This is a genomic window from Bradyrhizobium sp. YR681, from assembly GCF_000282615.1.
Taxonomy (GTDB): Bacteria; Pseudomonadota; Alphaproteobacteria; order Rhizobiales; family Xanthobacteraceae; genus Bradyrhizobium.
Genome location: NZ_AKIY01000228.1, coordinates 1 through 16164 on the forward strand (window position 1 = coordinate 1; position 16164 = coordinate 16164).

A 16164-nucleotide genomic window follows, 5' to 3' on the forward strand; every position below is an offset into this window, starting at 1 on the left:
AAAAAGCCGATCGGCTGGTCGACCATCATCATCGCGGCCCTGGTGGCGGTGAGCGCTGCGTTGGTCTGGCGGCGTGACGGCACCGACGGCGTCCTCGACATTCTCACCCACGATCTCTCCCTGTTCGGCGGCATCCTGCCGCGCGTGCTGGCCGGCTGCCTGCTCGGGGCCTTCATCTCCGAGATATTGCCGCACGAAAGAGTCTCGCGTTCGCTGGGGCCGAAATCTGGCCTGAAGGGCCTTCTGATCGGCACCGCCTTCGGCGCGATCCTGCCGGGCGGTCCCTTCACCGCCTATCCGGTGGCGAGCGCGCTGCTCGCGGTCGGCGCCGATTTCGGCGCCACCATCGCCATGGTCGTGAGCTGGACGCTGATCGGCTATGGCCGGGCGGTGGCCTGGGAAATCCCGATCATGGGCACCGATTTCACGCTGTGGCGGATCGTCATCTCGCTGCCGCTGCCGGTGCTCGCCGGCGCGCTCGGCCGCTTCGTCTATGTCCGGATGTATCCGAAGCCGGTGGCCAAGGACGACGAGAATTGAGCGCCGCGCTTCTCATCGACATCCTGCTGTGGGGCTCGGTCTTCGGCGTCGGCCTGATCGCTTTCCGCCGCGGCCCTCCGGTGTTCAAGGCTTCGCTGCGCGAAGGCTCGATGGATTTCATCAACATCGTGCCCCGGATTGCGCTGGGTGTGATCGGCTCCGGCTATATCGCGGCGATCATCCCGCAGGAGGTCATCACCGGCTGGCTCGGGCCTGACAGCGGCTGGCTGGGTGTCGCAACCGCCGTGGTCGCTGGTGCGGCGACGCCAGGCGGGCCCGTGATCGGCTTCTCCATCGGCACGGTGGCCCTGAAGTCGGGCGGCGGCGTGCCCCAGGTGGTCGCCTATGTCGTCGCCTGGGCGCTGTTTGCCTTCCAGCGGGTAATCCTGTGGGAAATCCCGTTCATGCCGGCCCGTTTCGTCTGGTTCCGCTGTGCGGTTTCAGTGCCGTTCCCGTTCGTGGCCGCCGCCATCGCGATGGTGATCGGCAAGCCCTGAGCGGCCGTGGACAGAGGCAATGTTATAATATAACGTCCTCGGCATGGTTCCCGCCGCGTCCCCCGCCCATCATCACGACCATTCCCATGGTCATTCCCATGACCACGGTCATTCGCACGGGCACGACCACAGCCACGCCCATGTCCACGATGCGGCCTCGCCGCATCCGGCCCAGGCGGCGCCCTGGTCGATCCTGCGCATGTCCCTGGCGGGCCGCCTCTCAGCGGCGGTGGCCGTCTGCGCCGTGCTCTGGGGCGTGGTCTTCCTGGCGATGAGGTGAGGATGGCGGCCGTTCACTTCCACAACGTCACGCTCGGCTATGATCGGCACCCGGCCGTGCACCATCTCAACGGCGAGGTGGCCCCCGGCGCGCTGGTCGCCGTGATCGGCCCGAACGGAGCCGGCAAGTCGACCCTGCTGCGCGGCATCGTCGGCATCCTCCGGCCGCTCGATGGCAGCATCCATCTCGGCGGGCTCGATTCCCGCGACATCGCTTATCTGCCGCAGAGCGCGGAGATCGACCGCAGCTTTCCGATCTCGGTGTTCGATTTCGTCGGCACCGGGTTGTGGCGCGACGCCGGCCTGTTCGGCGGCATCGGCAAGGCCGCGCGCGAAAAGATTCTCCGCGCGATTGCGTCGGTGGGCCTCAATGGCTTCGAGAACCGGCCGATCGGCACGCTCTCCGGCGGCCAGATGCAGCGCGTGCTGTTCGCGCGCGTGCTGCTCCAGGATGCGCGGCTGATCGTGCTCGACGAGCCCTTCAACGCCATCGACAGCAAGACCACGACCGATCTGCTCGCGCTGGTGAAGCACTGGCACGGCGAGGGCCGCACCGTGCTTGCCGCGCTGCACGACATGGAGATGGTGCGCAACCATTTCACCGAGACGCTGGTGCTGGCGCGCGGCCCCGTGGCCTGGGGGCCGACGGGGGAGGTGCTGACGCCGGAAAACCTGCTGGTCGCGATGCGGATGTGCGAAGCGTTCGACGACAGCGCGACAGCCTGCGCGGCCGACGATACCCGCTCGCGGGCCGCGTGACATGCGATGATCTATGACGCGCTGATCGGGCCGTTCGCCGAATTCGAGTTCATGCGGCGGGCGCTCGCCGCCGTGATCGCGCTGTCGCTGGCGGGTGCGCCGATCGGCGTGTTCCTTATGTTGCGGCGGATGAGCCTCGTCGGCGATGCCATGGCGCATGCGATCCTGCCCGGTGCGGCCGTGGGCTTCCTGCTCTCCGGCCTCAATCTGTTTGCGATGACGGCCGGCGGCCTGATCGCCGGCTTTGCAGTCGCGATCCTCTCAGGCCTGGTCGCGCGCTCGACCGGGCTGAAGGAGGATGCCTCGCTCGCGACCTTCTATCTTGCCTCGCTGGCGCTCGGCGTCACCATCGTTTCGATCAAGGGCACCAATATCGACCTGCTGCACGTGCTGTTCGGCAACATCCTCGCGATGGACGACCAGACGCTGCTGGTGGTCGCCTTCAACGCCACGGTGACGCTGCTGGTGCTCGCGGTGATCTATCGCCCGCTGGTGATCGAGAGTGTCGATCCCCTGTTTTTACGCACCGTCAGCCGCGCCGGGGGCCCTGCGCATCTCGCCTTCCTCGCGCTGGTCGTCATCAATCTCGTCAACGGCTTTCAGGCGCTCGGTACGCTGCTGGCGGTCGGATTGATGATCCTGCCGGCCGGCATCGCCCGGTTCTGGTCGCGCGATCTCACGGTCATGATCTGCATCGCCGTCGTCGTCGCCACCGTCTCGGGCTATGCCGGGCTCGTGCTGTCATTCCAGACCCGCGTGCCCTCTGGCCCTGCGATCATTCTGGTGGCGACCGTGCTTTACATCGTCTCCGTCCTGTTCGGCCGCGTCGGCGGCATCGTCCGGCAACTGTTTCCCGGCCGGCATCTGGAAGCGTGACGATGCGGCGTTTTCTCGTTTGTATGCTCTTGCTGATCGCCTCGCCGCTGCACGCGGCCGAGCGGCTCAATGTCGTCGCCAGCTTCTCGATCCTCGGCGATTTCGTCCGGAACGTCGGCGGCGACCGGGTCAATGTCACGACGCTGGTCGGCCCCGACAGCGACGTCCATGTCTACACGCCGGCGCCAAGCGATGCGAAGCGGATCGCGGATGCAAGGCTTGTCATCGTCAATGGGCTTGGGCTGGAGGGCTGGCTGCCGCGCCTCGTGCAATCGTCCGGCGCCAAGGCGACGGTGGTTACCGCCAGCGCCGGCATTGCCCCGCACAAACTCGGCTCGGGCTCCGATCCGCATGCCTGGCAGTCCGTCCCCAACGCCAAAACCTACGTGACCGACATCGCCAACGCGCTGGCCGCCGCCGATCCTGACGATGCGGACTTCTTCCGCGCCGAGGCCAAGGCCTATCTGGAAAAGCTCGAAACGCTCGATCGTGATGTCCGCGACGCCGTGGCCAGGATCCCGGCCGACCGGCGCAAGGTGATCTCCACCCATGACGCCTTCGGCTATTTCGCCGCCGAATATGGCATCCAGTTCATCGCCCCCTTGGGCGTCTCCACCGAAACCGAGCCCAGCGCGCGGGACATCGCGGCCATCATTGGCCAGATCAGGGCCCAGAAAATCCCGGCCGTTTTCCTGGAAAATATCAGCGACGACCGCCTGATCCGGCGAATCGCGGCCGAGACCGGCGCCAAGGTCGGCGGGACCCTGATTTCAGACGGTTTGACCGGCGAAAAGGGGCCTGCACCCACTTACATTGATATGGTCAGGCACAATATAAAGGCCCTGACCAGCGCGCTTGACCATTAGGCAGGGGGCCACCCCGCCTCGCGTCGCGCGGAAAAGCCCGAAGTCGGAGTTGTTATGTCTGAAGCGACCTCCCAGAAAATTCCCGTGACCGTCCTGACCGGCTATCTCGGTGCCGGCAAGACCACGCTTTTGAACCGCATCCTGTCGGAGAACCACGGCAAGAAATACGCCGTCATCGTCAACGAATTCGGCGAGATCGGCATCGACAACGACCTCATCATCGGCGCCGATGAGGAAGTGTTCGAAATGAACAACGGCTGCATCTGCTGCACCGTGCGCGGCGATCTCGTCCGCATCATGGACGGGTTGATGAAGCGCAAGGGCAAGTTCGACGCCATCCTTGTCGAGACCACCGGCCTTGCCGATCCGGCGCCGGTCGCGCAGACCTTCTTCGTCGACGAGGACGTGCAGAAGAACGCCCGGCTCGATGCGGTGGTCACGGTCGCCGACGCCAAATGGCTGTCCGACCGGCTCAAGGACGCGCCCGAAGCCAAGAACCAGATCGCCTTCGCCGACGTCATCGTGCTGAACAAGACCGATCTCGTCACCAAGGGCGAGCTTGCCGAGGTCGAGGCCCGGATCCGCGCCATCAACCCCTACGCCAAGCTGCACCGCACCGAGCGCTGCTCGGTGGCGCTGGCTGACGTGCTCGATCGCGGTGCGTTCGACCTCGACCGCATACTCGACATCGAGCCGGACTTTTTGAATGCCGACGATCATGACCACGACCATGATCATCACCATCATGGCCACGACCATCATCACGATCATGATCACAGCCACGGCCTGAAGCACTATCACGACGAGGACATGCAGTCGTTGTCGCTCAAGACCGACAAGCCGCTCGACCCGAACGTGTTCATGCCCTGGCTCCAGAATTTGGTGCAGGTCGAGGGCGGCAAGATCCTGCGCTCCAAGGGCATCCTCGCCTTCCATGACGATGACGACCGCTACGTCTTCCAGGGCGTCCACATGATGCTGGAGGGCAACCACCAGCGGAAATGGAAGGACGGCGAGGCGCGCGAGAGCCGCCTCGTCTTCATCGGCCGCGAATTGCCGGAAAAGGCCATTCGCGAGGGCTTTGAGAGCTGCATCGTCTCGTGATGAAAGAGTTTACGCCGGCCCCCGATTCCGCCTCGATCGTCTCCGTCACCGACCGCGTCAAGCCGGTTACGCTCGGCATGGGCGTGACCTCGGTGCATTTCCTCAGGGATCGCGCCGCCTTCGTCGGCGGCGAGGAGAATGTCGCGTTCGTGGATGCCCAAGGCGAGATCAGCACCGTGGCCGTGCACAGCGGCGGCATTCTCTCCACAGCCACCGACGGCAAGCGCCTCATCATGGGCGGTGACGATGGCAAGGTCGTCGCGCTCGACGCCAAGGGCGAGGTGACATTGCTTGCCACCGATCCGAAGCGGCGCTGGATCGATGCGGTCGCGCTGCATCCCGACGGTGCCTATGCCTGGTCGGCCGGCAAGATGGCGACCGTCAAGAGCGGCAAGAACGAGGAGAAGTCGCTCGAGGTGCCCTCGACCGTCGGCGGGCTCGCGTTCGCGCCCAAGGGCCTGCGGCTCGCGATCGCCCATTATAACGGCGCGACGCTGTGGTTTCCCAACATGGAAGGCTCGGCCGAATTCCTGCCCTGGGCCGGCTCGCATCTCGGCGTCACCTTCAGCCCGGACAACAAGTTTCTGGTCACCACCATGCACGAGGCGGCGCTGCACGGCTGGCGGCTTGCCGACAGCAGGCACATGCGCATGACCGGCTACCCCGGCCGCGTCCGCTCGATGTCGTGGAGCGCGGGCGGCAAGGGATTGGCGACGTCCGGCGCCGACACCGTCATCGTCTGGCCGTTCGGCAGCAAGGACGGCCCGATGGGCAAGGAGCCCGCGATGCTTGCGCCGCTGCAGGCGCGTGTCTCGGTGGTTGCCTGCCATCCGAAGAACGACATCCTCGCCGCCGGCTACAGCGACGGCACGGTGCTGATGGTGCGTCTGGAAGACGGTGCCGAGATCCTGGTCCGCCGCAACGGCACCCCGCCCGTGGCCGCGATCGCCTGGAACGCCAAGGGCACGCTGCTGGCCTTCGCCGACGAAAATGGGGACGGCGGGCTGCTCGAGCTTTAAATTGTCATCCTTCAAGTCGTAGGGTGGGCAAAGGCGCTCGTGCGCCGTGCCCACGATCTGTTTGTGTTGACGGGAGTCGTGGGCACGCTCCGCCTTCGCTCTTCGAGCTACGGCGGACAAGTCGCTTTGCCCACCCTACTGCAGCTCACATCCATGCGGTTTCTGACGACCTTCCAGATTGCTGATTTCGCCGACACGCTGGTCAGCCTGTTCACGGCCTTTGTGCTGGGCACACTGATCGGCGCCGAGCGGCAGTACCGCCAGCGCACCGCGGGCCTGCGCACCAACGTGCTGGTCGCGGTCGGCGCCGCCGCCTTCGTCGATCTCGCCATGCATCTGACCGGCGCTGACGGCGCGGTCCGGGTGATCTCCTATGTCGTCTCCGGCATCGGCTTCCTTGGTGCCGGCGTCATCATGAAGCAGGGCATGGACGTCCGCGGGCTCAACACCGCGGCGACGCTGTGGGCCTCGGCCGCCGTCGGCTCCTGCGCCGGCGCCGACATGGTCGCCCAGGCGGCCGCGCTGACCGTGTTCGTCATCGCTGGCAACACCATGCTGCGCCCGCTGGTCAACGCCATCAACCGCATTCCGTTGAACGAGAAGGCGTCAGAGGCAACCTACTATTTCAAGCTCGCGGTGGCGGCGGATGCCTTGCCCGACATGCGCGATCGCCTCGTCGAAAAGCTGGAGGCCGCGAAATATCCGGTGGCTGATATCGACGTGGTCGAGCTCGGCGAGGACGTTCTTGAGATCGTCGCAAAGCTGGTCGCCACCGCGGTCGATCCGAACGAGCTGAACGCGGTGGCGACCGATCTCCAGCATTTGCCGGGCGTACGTCACGCCACCTGGGAAGTCAGCACCTCGGACTGAGCGCGGCGTTTTGGCGCGAGAACGGGCGGTTCCCGCCTTGTCCGGCACGGAACCGCAGTCGGGCCATTTCGTTGATCCCGCAGACAAAGGCGGTGATCGACATGACCAGCAACGACAAGCGCCGACTGAAACTGGACTTCATCATCGCCTGCTCGCTGTTCGCAGCCGGCGTTGTGATCTCGGGCGTATCGATCGCGCAAATCCGCGCCGAGGGCAGGATCGAGTTCGCGCAGGCGACGCCGCCGCTCCAGGGCACGCCGTCCGACGATCAGAACAAGCCCGCGGAAGCCAAGCCCGGTGGCGACCGGCCGACCACGCCGGCGCCGGAGCCCGCACGCCCCGATCCTCAGACGCAAGGCGCCGCGGGTGCCACCAAACCGGCCTTGCCGCCAGCCCCGGCGGAGAAGATCGCGCCGCCGATCGAGAAGAAGTAGGCTCGTAGTTGCAGCGTCAGGGCCGGGCTTGTCCCGGCCATCCACGTTCTTGGAGCTGCAGAAAGAAAATTCGTGGATGCCGGGACAAGCCCGGCCATGACGGCTGAGCTGTCACCGCACCAGAATATTCCGGAACTGCCAGGGATCGCTGGTGTCGATGTCTTCGGGAAACAATCCCGGACGATCCGTCAGCGGCGTCCAGTCGGTATAAAAACCCTTCACCGGGCCGAGATAGGGCAGCTGGATTTCCAGCAGGCGATCGAAATCCATCTCGTCGGCTTCGACAATGCCTTCGTTCGGGTTCTCGAGCGCCCACACCATGCCGCCGAGCACGGCGGAGGTCACCTGCAGGCCGGTCGCGTTCTGGTAGGGCGCTAGCGCGCGGGTCTCTTCGATGGAGAGCTGCGAGCCGTACCAATAGGCATTGTTGTCGTGGCCGAACAGGAGCACGCCGAGCTCGTCGATGCCGTCGACGATCTCGTTCTCGTCGAGGATGTGGTGCTTCTCCTGCATCTTGGCGGCGCGGCCGAACATTTCATGCAGCGACAGCACGGCGTCGTCGGCCGGATGATAGGCATAGTGGCAGGTCGGCCGGTACACCGCCGTGCCCGATGCGTCACGCACCGTGAAATAATCGGCGATCGAGATCGACTCGTTGTGGGTGACGAGGAAGCCATACTGGGCGCCGCGGGTCGGGCACCAAGTACGCACGCGCGTGTTGGCGCCGGGCTGCATCAGATAGATGGCGGCGCCGCAGCCGGCCTCGTGGGTCCGCGCATTCTCCGGCATCCATTTCTCGTGGGTGCCCCAGCCGAGCTCGGATGGCTGCACGCCTTCCGACAGGAAACCCTCCACCGACCATGTGTTGACGAAGACGTCGGGCTCTTTCGGCGTCTTCGAGCGCTGGGTGTCGCGTTCGGCGATGTGGATGCCCTTGATGCCGGCCTGCCGCATCAGATCCGCCCATTCGGCCTTGGTCTTCGGCTTGGGGGCGTTGAGCTTCAGGTCGGCGGCGACGTTGAGCAGCGCCTGCTTGACGAAGAACGAGACCATGCCGGGATTGGCGCCGCAGCAGGAAACGGCCGTGGTCGAGCCCTTAGGCCGCGCCTTCTTGGCGGCCAGCGTCACTTCGCGCAGCGCGTAGTTGGAGCGTGCTTCCGGGCCCTTCGACGAATCGAAATAGAAGCCGAGCCACGGCTCGTTGACGGTGTCGATATAGAGAGCGCCGAGCTCGTTGCAGAGCTCCATAATGTCGGTCGAGCCGGTGTCGACGGAGAGATTGACGCAAAAGCCCCGGCCGCCGCCTTCGGTGAGCAGCGGGGTCAGCAACTCCCGATAATTGTCCCGGGTCACGGCCTTCTGGATGAAGCGCACATTGTGCTGCTCGCAATGCGCCTTGCGGCCCTCGTCCTTGGGATCGATCACGGTGACGCGCGACTTGTCGTAGTCCAGATGCCGCTCGATCAGCGGCAACGTGCCTTTGCCGATGGAGCCGAAGCCGACCATGACGATGGGACCGGTGATCTTCGCGTAGATCTGCGAGGCGGGGCTCATGGGATGGTTTCTCCGAAACGTGCTGGCAAAGGGGGATCAGGAGCTGCGGCGCTTGTCAGAGGCTGCGGCGCTTGGCGGTGACTTCGATTTCGACCTTCATCTCGGGCTTGGCGAGAGCGCTGACGACCAGCAAGGTCGCAGCCGGCCTGATGTCGCCGAGCACCTCGCCGCAGACCGCGAAGTGGGCATCGATGAAGCTGGCGTCGGTGACGTAATAGGTCGCACGGACGATATCGGCCATCTCGAATCCACCCTCCTTCAGGGCGGCTGCGACGGTCTTGAAGCAGTTGCGTGACTGGCTCGTGACATCTGCCGGCATCGTCATCGTGGTGTAGTCGTAGCCGGTGGTTCCCGCGACGAAGGCGAAATCGCCGTCGATCACGGCGCGGCTGTAGCCGACGGTTTTCTCGAGGGGAGAGCCGGTGGAGATCAGGCGACGGGACATGGTCGTGGGCCTCGACTGAAGTGGGGGTGTTTGGCGGGTTAAAGGGCGTTTCTCAGGCCCGCGCAACCCTAAAGGAACGGGCACGCGCGGACATCGCCGCGGAACGCGGCTTCGGTCGTCGCGGTCAGAGCGATCCCTTAGGCCGCGCGCGCCTCGAGGCCGCGAACTACCCTCCGTTTGGGCAGGGCCGCACCGGTCGGGACGATCATCCCCGCGGCGCCATCCAGCGCACCGGCCTGGAATTCGATCGCCAGCAACCGGTCGCGCTCGAACGGGCCGGGCAGCGTCAGCTCGCCGGTCTTGGCGGCCGAGAAGCCGAAACGGGCGTAGTAGGGCGCATCGCCAAGCAGGATCACGGTATCATGCCCGCGCGACCGGGCGGCGGCCAGCGCTTGTTGCATCAGCGCGGCGCCGATCCCGAGCTCGCGGCAGGCAGGGTCCACCGCCAGCGGTCCGAGGACCAGAGCGGGCCTGCCTCCGGCGCTGACGTTCCACAGCCGCACGGTTCCCACGAGTGTCCCCTCGCGCACGGCCGACAGGGCAAGGCCTGCGGCAGGTGCACGTCCGTCGCGCAGGCGCTGGCAGGTGCGGTCATGGCGGTTCTCGCCAAAGCAGGCATCCAGCAGCGCTTCACGAGCGGCGACGTCGGCAGCACGCTCGCTACGGATCGCGAACGGAGCGGCTTTCGAAGTGAGGGCGATCTGTGGCTTCCGAAAAGCAGTCATGGCGCGTCAGTCCCCGCTTGAGACCTGCGTGCGATCAGCACGCCGGTCCAAGGCGTCGTCAGAAATCGAAATGTGAGGGAGGAGCCGGCAAGCCGGCTCCCGGGTTCGTCAAGCCTCGGCGTGAGAGGCTGCCTAGATGTGGTACGTCTTCAGCGGCGGGATGCCGTTGAACGCCACCGACGAGTAGGTCGACGTATAGGCCCCGGTGCCTTCGATCAGCACCTTGTCGCCGATCTCAAGCGTGACGGGGAGCGGATACGGGCTCTTCTCGTACAGCACGTCGGCGCTGTCGCAGGTCGGGCCTGCGAGCACGCACGGCGTCATGTCCGCGCCGTCATGGGCGGTGCGGATGGCGTAGCGGATCGACTCGTCCATGGTCTCGGCGAGACCGCCGAACTTGCCGATGTCGAGGTAAACCCAGCGCACCTCGTCCTCGTCGCTCTTCTTCGAGATGAGCACGACCTCGGATTCGATGATGCCGGCGTTGCCCACCATGCCGCGGCCCGGCTCGATGATGGTCTCCGGAATCTGGTTGCCGAAGTGCTTGCGCAGCGCGCGGAAGATCGACCGGCCGTAGGTCACGACCGGCGGCACGTCCTTCAGGTACTTGGTCGGGAAGCCGCCGCCCATGTTGACCATGGTCAGGTTGATGCCGCGCTCGGCGCAGTCGCGGAACACCTGCGAGGCCATCGCCAGCGCACGGTCCCACGCCTTCACCTTGCGCTGCTGCGAGCCGACATGGAAGGAGATGCCGCACGGCTCCAGGCCCAGGCGCTTGGCAGCGTCGAGCACTTCGACGGCCATCTCCGGGTCGCAGCCGAACTTGCGCGACAGCGGCCACTCGGCGCCGGCGCAGTCATAGAGGATGCGGCAGAACACCTTCGCGCCGGGAGCGGCACGGGCGATCTTCTCGACCTCGGCGGTGCAATCGACCGCGAACAGGCGAATGCCGAGCGCGAAGGCGCGCGCGATGTCGCGCTCCTTCTTGATCGTGTTGCCGAAGGAGATGCGGTCGGGCGTCGCACCGGCGGCCAATGCCATCTCGATCTCGGCGACCGTCGCGGTGTCGAAGCAGGAGCCCATGGAGGCGAGCAGGGCCAGCACTTCCGGCGCCGGGTTCGCCTTGACGGCATAGAACACACGGCTGTCGGGCAGCGCCTTGGCAAAGGTCTGGTAATTGTCGCGCACGACTTCGAGGTCGACGACGAGGCACGGCTCGGTGTCCTGGCCCTCGCTGCGGCGGTTACGCAGGAATTCCTGAATACGTTCGGTCATAGCACTCTCCCAAACGGCCCAGCGACGGGGATCCGTTCAAAAAATGTCGTCGGATAAGCGCCCCGGCCAGATCGCGCGATGGAGGCGCGACGAGCCAAAGACTCAAATCAGACTGTGCTGCCGTGGATTGGTTGGGAATTTCCCGCCCGCACACCTGGCAATGAAGGACAAGCCTTTTCAGTAGCCCGCGCCGGCGTTGGACTGCCGGTAGAGACCAAAAAAGCCCGATCCGTCGTTGCTTTAAGTCGCGTCCCCCGTTGAGAGCGGGGTGCGCCGGTTCGCCTCCGGCTGCCAGTCACGGTTGCAAAAAGTGAAGTCACCTTCGACAAGGCATCTCTTTGAGAGAGATGCTGGACGCTCCGGGTTTGCTTCGTCTCCTGACCTCTGGATCTTGCGACCTTCGGACTTTCGACTTCCACACTTCCGAAGAGCCCCTCGGCTTCTTCACCCCTTGGCGGCTGTCCGGCCTCTTGTCCGGATACCTACCGACTGACACACGACCACAGGCACGTGCGAAATTGGGCAAGAGCGCACATAAGGCTTTTGACTCTGCTTCGCAAGAATTTTTTTAGGCTGAGAACAGATTTGCCTAACATCTGCTTGCGCAGTGTTGCGCGAGCGACGCGGAAGATGAACGCGCGTTAAGTTTTCTGCGTCGTACGCGCCTCACGCGCGCGCGAGAAGCGTCAGCCGCGCTTGGTGAAGGGTTCGACGCGCTGGGCTGCGCGGATGAAGGCGGTCATCACCAGCACGCCGAGTGCGAACAGCACGGCCTGGAGGATGTGTGTGCCCTGGTCGCCGAGCCCGAACAGGATCGCGAGCGCCCAGCCGCCGGCAAAGGCTGCGCCGAACACCTCGGCGCCGATCAAGATCGCGGCGCTGATGACGGTGATGACGCTGGGCCAGACGATCCGGCGGGAGGACGAGGAGGACGCGTTCATGAGCTCAGGGGTCCCTAGGCTTGGAGGGCCGCAATCTCCCCGAAAAGGCGGCCGGGAGCAAGGCCAAATGGCCCAAAAAAGCCCCATCGCGTGCTATAGCTGGCCGCAACAAATCAGCTCGAAAAACGAGACCAGCGATGTCAGACCCCCGCCAAACTACGGACTCCGAGACCAACCCGCTGCTGAAGGCCTGGGTGACGCCGTTCGCGACCCCGCCCTTCGACGAGATCAAGCCTGAGCACTTCCTGCCGGCCTTCGAGCAGGCCTTCGCCGATCACTCCGCGGAGATCGCAGCGATCACCAACGATCCCGCCGCGGCCGACTTCGCCAACACCATCACGGCGCTGGAGCGCTCCGGCAAGCTGCTGAGCAAGGTCGCCGCGGTGTTCTACGACCTCGTCTCGGCGCATTCCAACCCAGCCATCCTGGAGATCGACAAGGAGGTCTCAATTCGGATGGCGCGGCACTGGAATCCGATCATGATGAACGCCGTGCTGTTTGGTCGCATCGCCCAGCTGCACGAGAACCGTGCGGCGCTCGGTCTCAGCTCCGAGCAGCTCCGGCTGCTGGAGCGCACCTACACCCGCTTCCACCGCTCCGGCGCCGGCCTCTCCGAGGAGGCCAAGAAGCGCATGGCCGAGATCAACGAGAAGCTCGCCCAGCTCGGCACCAGCTTCAGCCACCATCTGCTCGGCGACGAGCAGGAATGGTTCATGGAGCTCGGCGAGGCCGATCGCCAGGGCCTGCCCGAGAGCTTCGTCGCCGCTGCCAAGGCTGCGGCGGAAGAGCGCGGCATGGCAGGCAAGGCCATCGTCACGCTGTCGCGCTCCTCGACCGAGCCGTTCCTGAAGAGCTCGGCCCGGCGTGACCTGCGCGAGAAGGTCTACAAGGCCTTTACGGCGCGCGGCGACAACGGCAATGCCAATGACAACAACGGAACCATCGTCGAGATCCTGAAACTGCGCGAGGAGAGTGCCCAGCTGCTGGGCTATCCGACCTTTGCGGCCTACCGGCTCGAGGATTCCATGGCCAAGACGCCCGATGCGGTGCGCGGCCTGCTGGAGCGGGTCTGGAAGCCGGCGCGCGCCCGCGCGCTCGCCGACCGCGACGAAATGCAGGCGCTGATCACGGAGGAGGGCGGCAATTTCAAGCTCGCGCCCTGGGACTGGCGCTTCTATGCCGAGAAGCTGCGGCTCCAGCGCGCCAATTTCGACGATGCCGCGATCAAGCCGTATCTGACGCTCGATCACATGATCGCCGCCGCCTTCGACTGCGCCACGCGGCTGTTCGGCATCACCTTCGTCGAGCGCAAGGACGTGCCGGCCTGGCACCCTGATGTCCGGGTCTGGGAGGTGAAGGGGACCGACGGCAAGCACAAGGCGCTGTTCTACGGCGACTACTATGCCCGGCCGTCAAAGCGTTCCGGCGCCTGGATGACCTCGCTGCGCGACCAGCAAAAACTGGATGGCGAGATCGCGCCCCTGATCATCAATGTCTGCAACTTCGCCAAGGGCGCCAACGGCGAGCCCTCGCTGCTGTCCCCTGACGATGCCCGCACCCTGTTCCACGAGTTCGGCCACGGCCTGCACGGCATGCTCTCCAACGTGACCTATCCGTCGCTGTCGGGCACGTCCGTGTTCACCGACTTCGTCGAGCTGCCCTCGCAGCTCTACGAGCACTGGCAGGAGCGGCCCGAAGTGCTCCAGCAGTTCGCCCGCCATTACCAGACCGGTGAGCCGCTGCCGGACGATCTGCTGCAACGGTTCCTGGCCGCGCGAAAATTCAACCAGGGTTTTGCGACCGTGGAGTTCGTCTCCTCGGCGCTGATCGACCTCGAATTCCACACCCAGCCGGCCGCCGCGGCGCAGGACGTCCGGGCCTTCGAGAGACGCGAGCTTGAGAAGATTGGCATGCCCGAGGAGATTTCCTTGCGCCACCGCCCAACCCAGTTCGGCCACATCTTCTCCGGCGATCACTACGCCGCGGGCTATTACAGCTACATGTGGTCGGAAGTGATGGACGCCGATGCCTTCGGCGCCTTCGAGGAGGCCGGCAACATCTTCGATCCCGCCGTCGCCAAACGCCTGCACGACGACATCTACTCCTCGGGCGGATCGGTCGATCCGGAAGCCGCCTACGAGGCGTTCCGCGGGCGCCCGCCGGAGCCCGACGCACTGCTGCGCCGCCGCGGCCTGCTCGACGCCCCGAAGGCGGCCTGATGGGCATGCGTGCCCTGTTCGGCCTGCTGCTCGCCGTAGGCCTCACGCTCGCCGCGGGCGCGGCGAGGGCGCATCCGCATGTCTGGATCACCGCGACCAGTGAACTTCTTTACGCGGCGGACGGTTCAATCACCGGCGTTCGCCACGCCTGGACCTTCGACGACATGTTCTCGGCCTATGCGGTGCAAGGGCTCGAGAGCAAGACCAAGGGCACCTATACGCGCGAGGAACTGGGGCCGCTGGCGCAGACCAATGTCGAGTCGCTGAAGGAATACGCCTACTTCACCTTCGCGCGAGCCGACGGCAAGAAGGAGCGATTTAACGAGCCGGTCGACTACTTCCTCGACTACAAGGATACGGTGCTGACCCTGCACTTCACGCTGCCGCTGAAGAATCCGGTCAAGCCCAGGCAACTGGTGCTCGAAGTGTTCGACCGTTCCTTCTTCATCGACTTCCAGATGGCCAAGGACAATCCGGTCAAGCTGGTCGGCGCGCCGGCGGGTTGCCAGATGAAGCTCGATCGTCCCAGCGACGGCACCGCGACCGCGCAAAAGCTCAACGAGCAGACTTTCATGAGCGGCGAGAACACCAATTTCGGCATGATGTTCGCCAACAAGATCACGGTGGATTGCCCTTGATCGGTCGTCTTCATTCTTCGCTTGCCCGCGGGCTTCTCGCCTGTGCCGCCGTTCTCCTGGTCGTCGGCGTGGCGGATGCCGCGCTGCATGATCTCCTCGCGCAGAACCCGTTCGGCTCACCGAGACCCGCGCAGGCGGCCGAGCCCGAGGCCAGCGGCCTCATCGGCTGGCTCCTGGCAAAACAATCCGAGTTTTATCGCCAGATGTCGGCGACCATCCGCTCTGCGAAGTCCGACGGCTCGGCGGTGTGGACGCTGCTCTTCATCTCGTTTGCCTACGGCATCTTCCACGCTGCCGGCCCGGGCCACGGCAAGGCGGTGATCGCGTCCTATCTCGTCGCCAACCGCGAGACCTTCAGGCGCGGCATCGCGCTGTCGTTTGCCTCGGCCCTGATGCAGTCGCTGGTCGCGATCCTGATCGTCGGCATCTCGGCCTGGGTGCTGAACGCCACCGCCAAGACCATGTGCAAGGCGGAAGGCGCGATCGAGATCGCCAGTTACGCCCTGATCGCGCTGTTCGGCCTGCGGCTGGTCTGGGTCAAGGGCCGCATCTTCATCCGTGCGCTCCAGGCGGCGCAGCCGGTGCCGGCGATTGCCGGCGTGCCGCATGACCACGATCATCACCATCATCATGATGCGCATGATCACCACGATCACCATCATCACGACCATGGCCACGCCCATGCCCACCACGCGCACGGCCACGTTCACGACGAGCATTGCGGCCATTCCCACGGCCCCACACCCAGCGAGCTCGCCGGCGCCGGCGGCTGGCGGCGCGGGTTTGCCGCGATCCTGACCGTCGGCATCCGTCCCTGCTCAGGCGCCATCCTGGTGCTGGTGTTCGCGCTGGCCCAGGGCCTGTTCTGGGCCGGCATCGCCGCGACCTTCCTGATGGGGCTCGGCACCGCGATCACGGTCGCGGCCATCGCCGTCGTCGCCGTCTCCGCCAAGGACATCGCCGGCCGCCTCAGCGCCGGCCGCGACGGCGGCGGCGCCCTCTTCATGCGCGGCATCGAATTCGGCGCCGCCGCCCTCGTGCTGCTGTTCGGCGCCGGCCTGTTGCTCGGCTATATCGCGGCCGAACGGACGACGTGTTTTTGAAGCAATGGCCTCGTAGCCCG

Annotated in this window: 18 protein-coding genes; 13 read left to right on the top strand and 5 right to left on the bottom strand. The window is 65.4% G+C overall.

The features are described from left to right. From PMI42_RS24265 to PMI42_RS39740, 10 genes are all read left to right on the top strand, one after another. Nucleotides 1–540: permease (locus tag PMI42_RS24265; protein ID WP_008138980.1), on the top strand; the 540-nt coding region annotated here is incomplete at its 5' end. After that, a complete protein-coding gene (locus PMI42_RS24270; protein WP_008138982.1) occupies nt 537–1037 on the top strand; it encodes a hypothetical protein in 501 nt (166 codons plus the stop codon). The genes PMI42_RS24265 and PMI42_RS24270, both read left to right, overlap by 4 nt. A gap of 43 nt (nt 1038–1080) precedes the next feature. Continuing rightward, nucleotides 1081–1317, top strand: coding sequence for a hypothetical protein (locus PMI42_RS40540; RefSeq protein ID WP_008138985.1), 237 nt, complete (start codon nt 1081–1083; stop codon nt 1315–1317). Nucleotides 1318–1319: 2 nt separating this feature from the next. Next, a complete protein-coding gene (locus tag PMI42_RS24280; protein WP_008138986.1) occupies nt 1320–2075 on the top strand; it encodes a metal ABC transporter ATP-binding protein in 756 nt (251 codons plus the stop codon). Between the two features lie 6 nt (nt 2076–2081). Then, nucleotides 2082–2951 (top strand): metal ABC transporter permease, encoded by an 870-nt coding sequence (locus tag PMI42_RS24285; protein ID WP_008138987.1) that lies wholly within the window; start codon nt 2082–2084, stop codon nt 2949–2951. Between the two features lie 2 nt (nt 2952–2953). Then, complete coding sequence (locus tag PMI42_RS24290; protein ID WP_008138988.1) at nt 2954–3817, top strand: metal ABC transporter solute-binding protein, Zn/Mn family; 864 nt, start codon at nt 2954–2956, stop codon at nt 3815–3817. Nucleotides 3818–3871: 54 nt separating this feature from the next. Further along, nucleotides 3872–4921, top strand: coding sequence for a CobW family GTP-binding protein (locus PMI42_RS24295; RefSeq protein ID WP_008138989.1), 1050 nt, complete (start codon nt 3872–3874; stop codon nt 4919–4921). Next, nucleotides 4921–5940 carry a WD40 repeat domain-containing protein gene (locus PMI42_RS24300; protein WP_008138991.1) on the top strand — a complete coding sequence of 340 codons (1020 nt, stop codon included), beginning with the start codon at nt 4921–4923 and terminating at the stop codon, nt 5938–5940. Before PMI42_RS24295 ends, PMI42_RS24300 begins: the two co-directional genes overlap by 1 nt. A gap of 153 nt (nt 5941–6093) precedes the next feature. Continuing rightward, complete coding sequence (locus PMI42_RS24305; protein ID WP_035966485.1) at nt 6094–6810, top strand: MgtC/SapB family protein; 717 nt, start codon at nt 6094–6096, stop codon at nt 6808–6810. Nucleotides 6811–6911: 101 nt separating this feature from the next. Continuing rightward, nucleotides 6912–7244 (top strand): hypothetical protein, encoded by a 333-nt coding sequence (locus PMI42_RS39740; RefSeq protein ID WP_008138994.1) that lies wholly within the window; start codon nt 6912–6914, stop codon nt 7242–7244. 111 nt (nt 7245–7355) lie between these two features. On the opposite strand, the gene PMI42_RS24315 is transcribed toward PMI42_RS39740, so the two are convergent. The 5 genes from PMI42_RS24315 to PMI42_RS24335 all read right to left on the bottom strand — a co-directional run bounded on the left by PMI42_RS24315 (nt 7356) and on the right by PMI42_RS24335 (nt 12184). Then, nucleotides 7356–8798: a homospermidine synthase gene (locus tag PMI42_RS24315; RefSeq protein ID WP_008138996.1), complete on the bottom strand. Its 1443-nt coding sequence runs from the start codon at nt 8796–8798 to the stop codon at nt 7356–7358. 55 nt (nt 8799–8853) lie between these two features. Beyond that, nucleotides 8854–9243, bottom strand: a complete 390-nt coding sequence (locus PMI42_RS24320) for a RidA family protein (protein WP_008138998.1) — start codon at nt 9241–9243, stop codon at nt 8854–8856. Nucleotides 9244–9380: 137 nt separating this feature from the next. Beyond that, nucleotides 9381–9968, bottom strand: coding sequence for a GNAT family N-acetyltransferase (locus tag PMI42_RS24325; protein ID WP_008138999.1), 588 nt, complete (start codon nt 9966–9968; stop codon nt 9381–9383). A gap of 132 nt (nt 9969–10100) precedes the next feature. Further along, nucleotides 10101–11243: a type III PLP-dependent enzyme gene (locus PMI42_RS24330; RefSeq protein ID WP_008139001.1), complete on the bottom strand. Its 1143-nt coding sequence runs from the start codon at nt 11241–11243 to the stop codon at nt 10101–10103. Nucleotides 11244–11929: 686 nt separating this feature from the next. After that, nucleotides 11930–12184 carry a hypothetical protein gene (locus PMI42_RS24335; RefSeq protein WP_008139003.1) on the bottom strand — a complete coding sequence of 85 codons (255 nt, stop codon included), beginning with the start codon at nt 12182–12184 and terminating at the stop codon, nt 11930–11932. A gap of 137 nt (nt 12185–12321) precedes the next feature. On the opposite strand from PMI42_RS24335, the gene PMI42_RS24340 reads away from it, so the two are divergent. From PMI42_RS24340 to PMI42_RS24350, 3 genes are read left to right on the top strand one after another with little or no spacing between them, the layout of a single operon-like run. Continuing rightward, nucleotides 12322–14403 carry a M3 family metallopeptidase gene (locus PMI42_RS24340; RefSeq protein ID WP_008139004.1) on the top strand — a complete coding sequence of 694 codons (2082 nt, stop codon included), beginning with the start codon at nt 12322–12324 and terminating at the stop codon, nt 14401–14403. Further along, complete coding sequence (locus PMI42_RS24345; protein WP_008139006.1) at nt 14403–15041, top strand: DUF1007 family protein; 639 nt, start codon at nt 14403–14405, stop codon at nt 15039–15041. The genes PMI42_RS24340 and PMI42_RS24345 overlap by 1 nt, the downstream gene beginning before the upstream one ends. Beyond that, nucleotides 15032–16144 carry a nickel/cobalt transporter gene (locus PMI42_RS24350; RefSeq protein WP_035966488.1) on the top strand — a complete coding sequence of 371 codons (1113 nt, stop codon included), beginning with the start codon at nt 15032–15034 and terminating at the stop codon, nt 16142–16144. The genes PMI42_RS24345 and PMI42_RS24350 overlap by 10 nt, the downstream gene beginning before the upstream one ends. Nucleotides 16145–16164 lie beyond the last annotated feature (20 nt).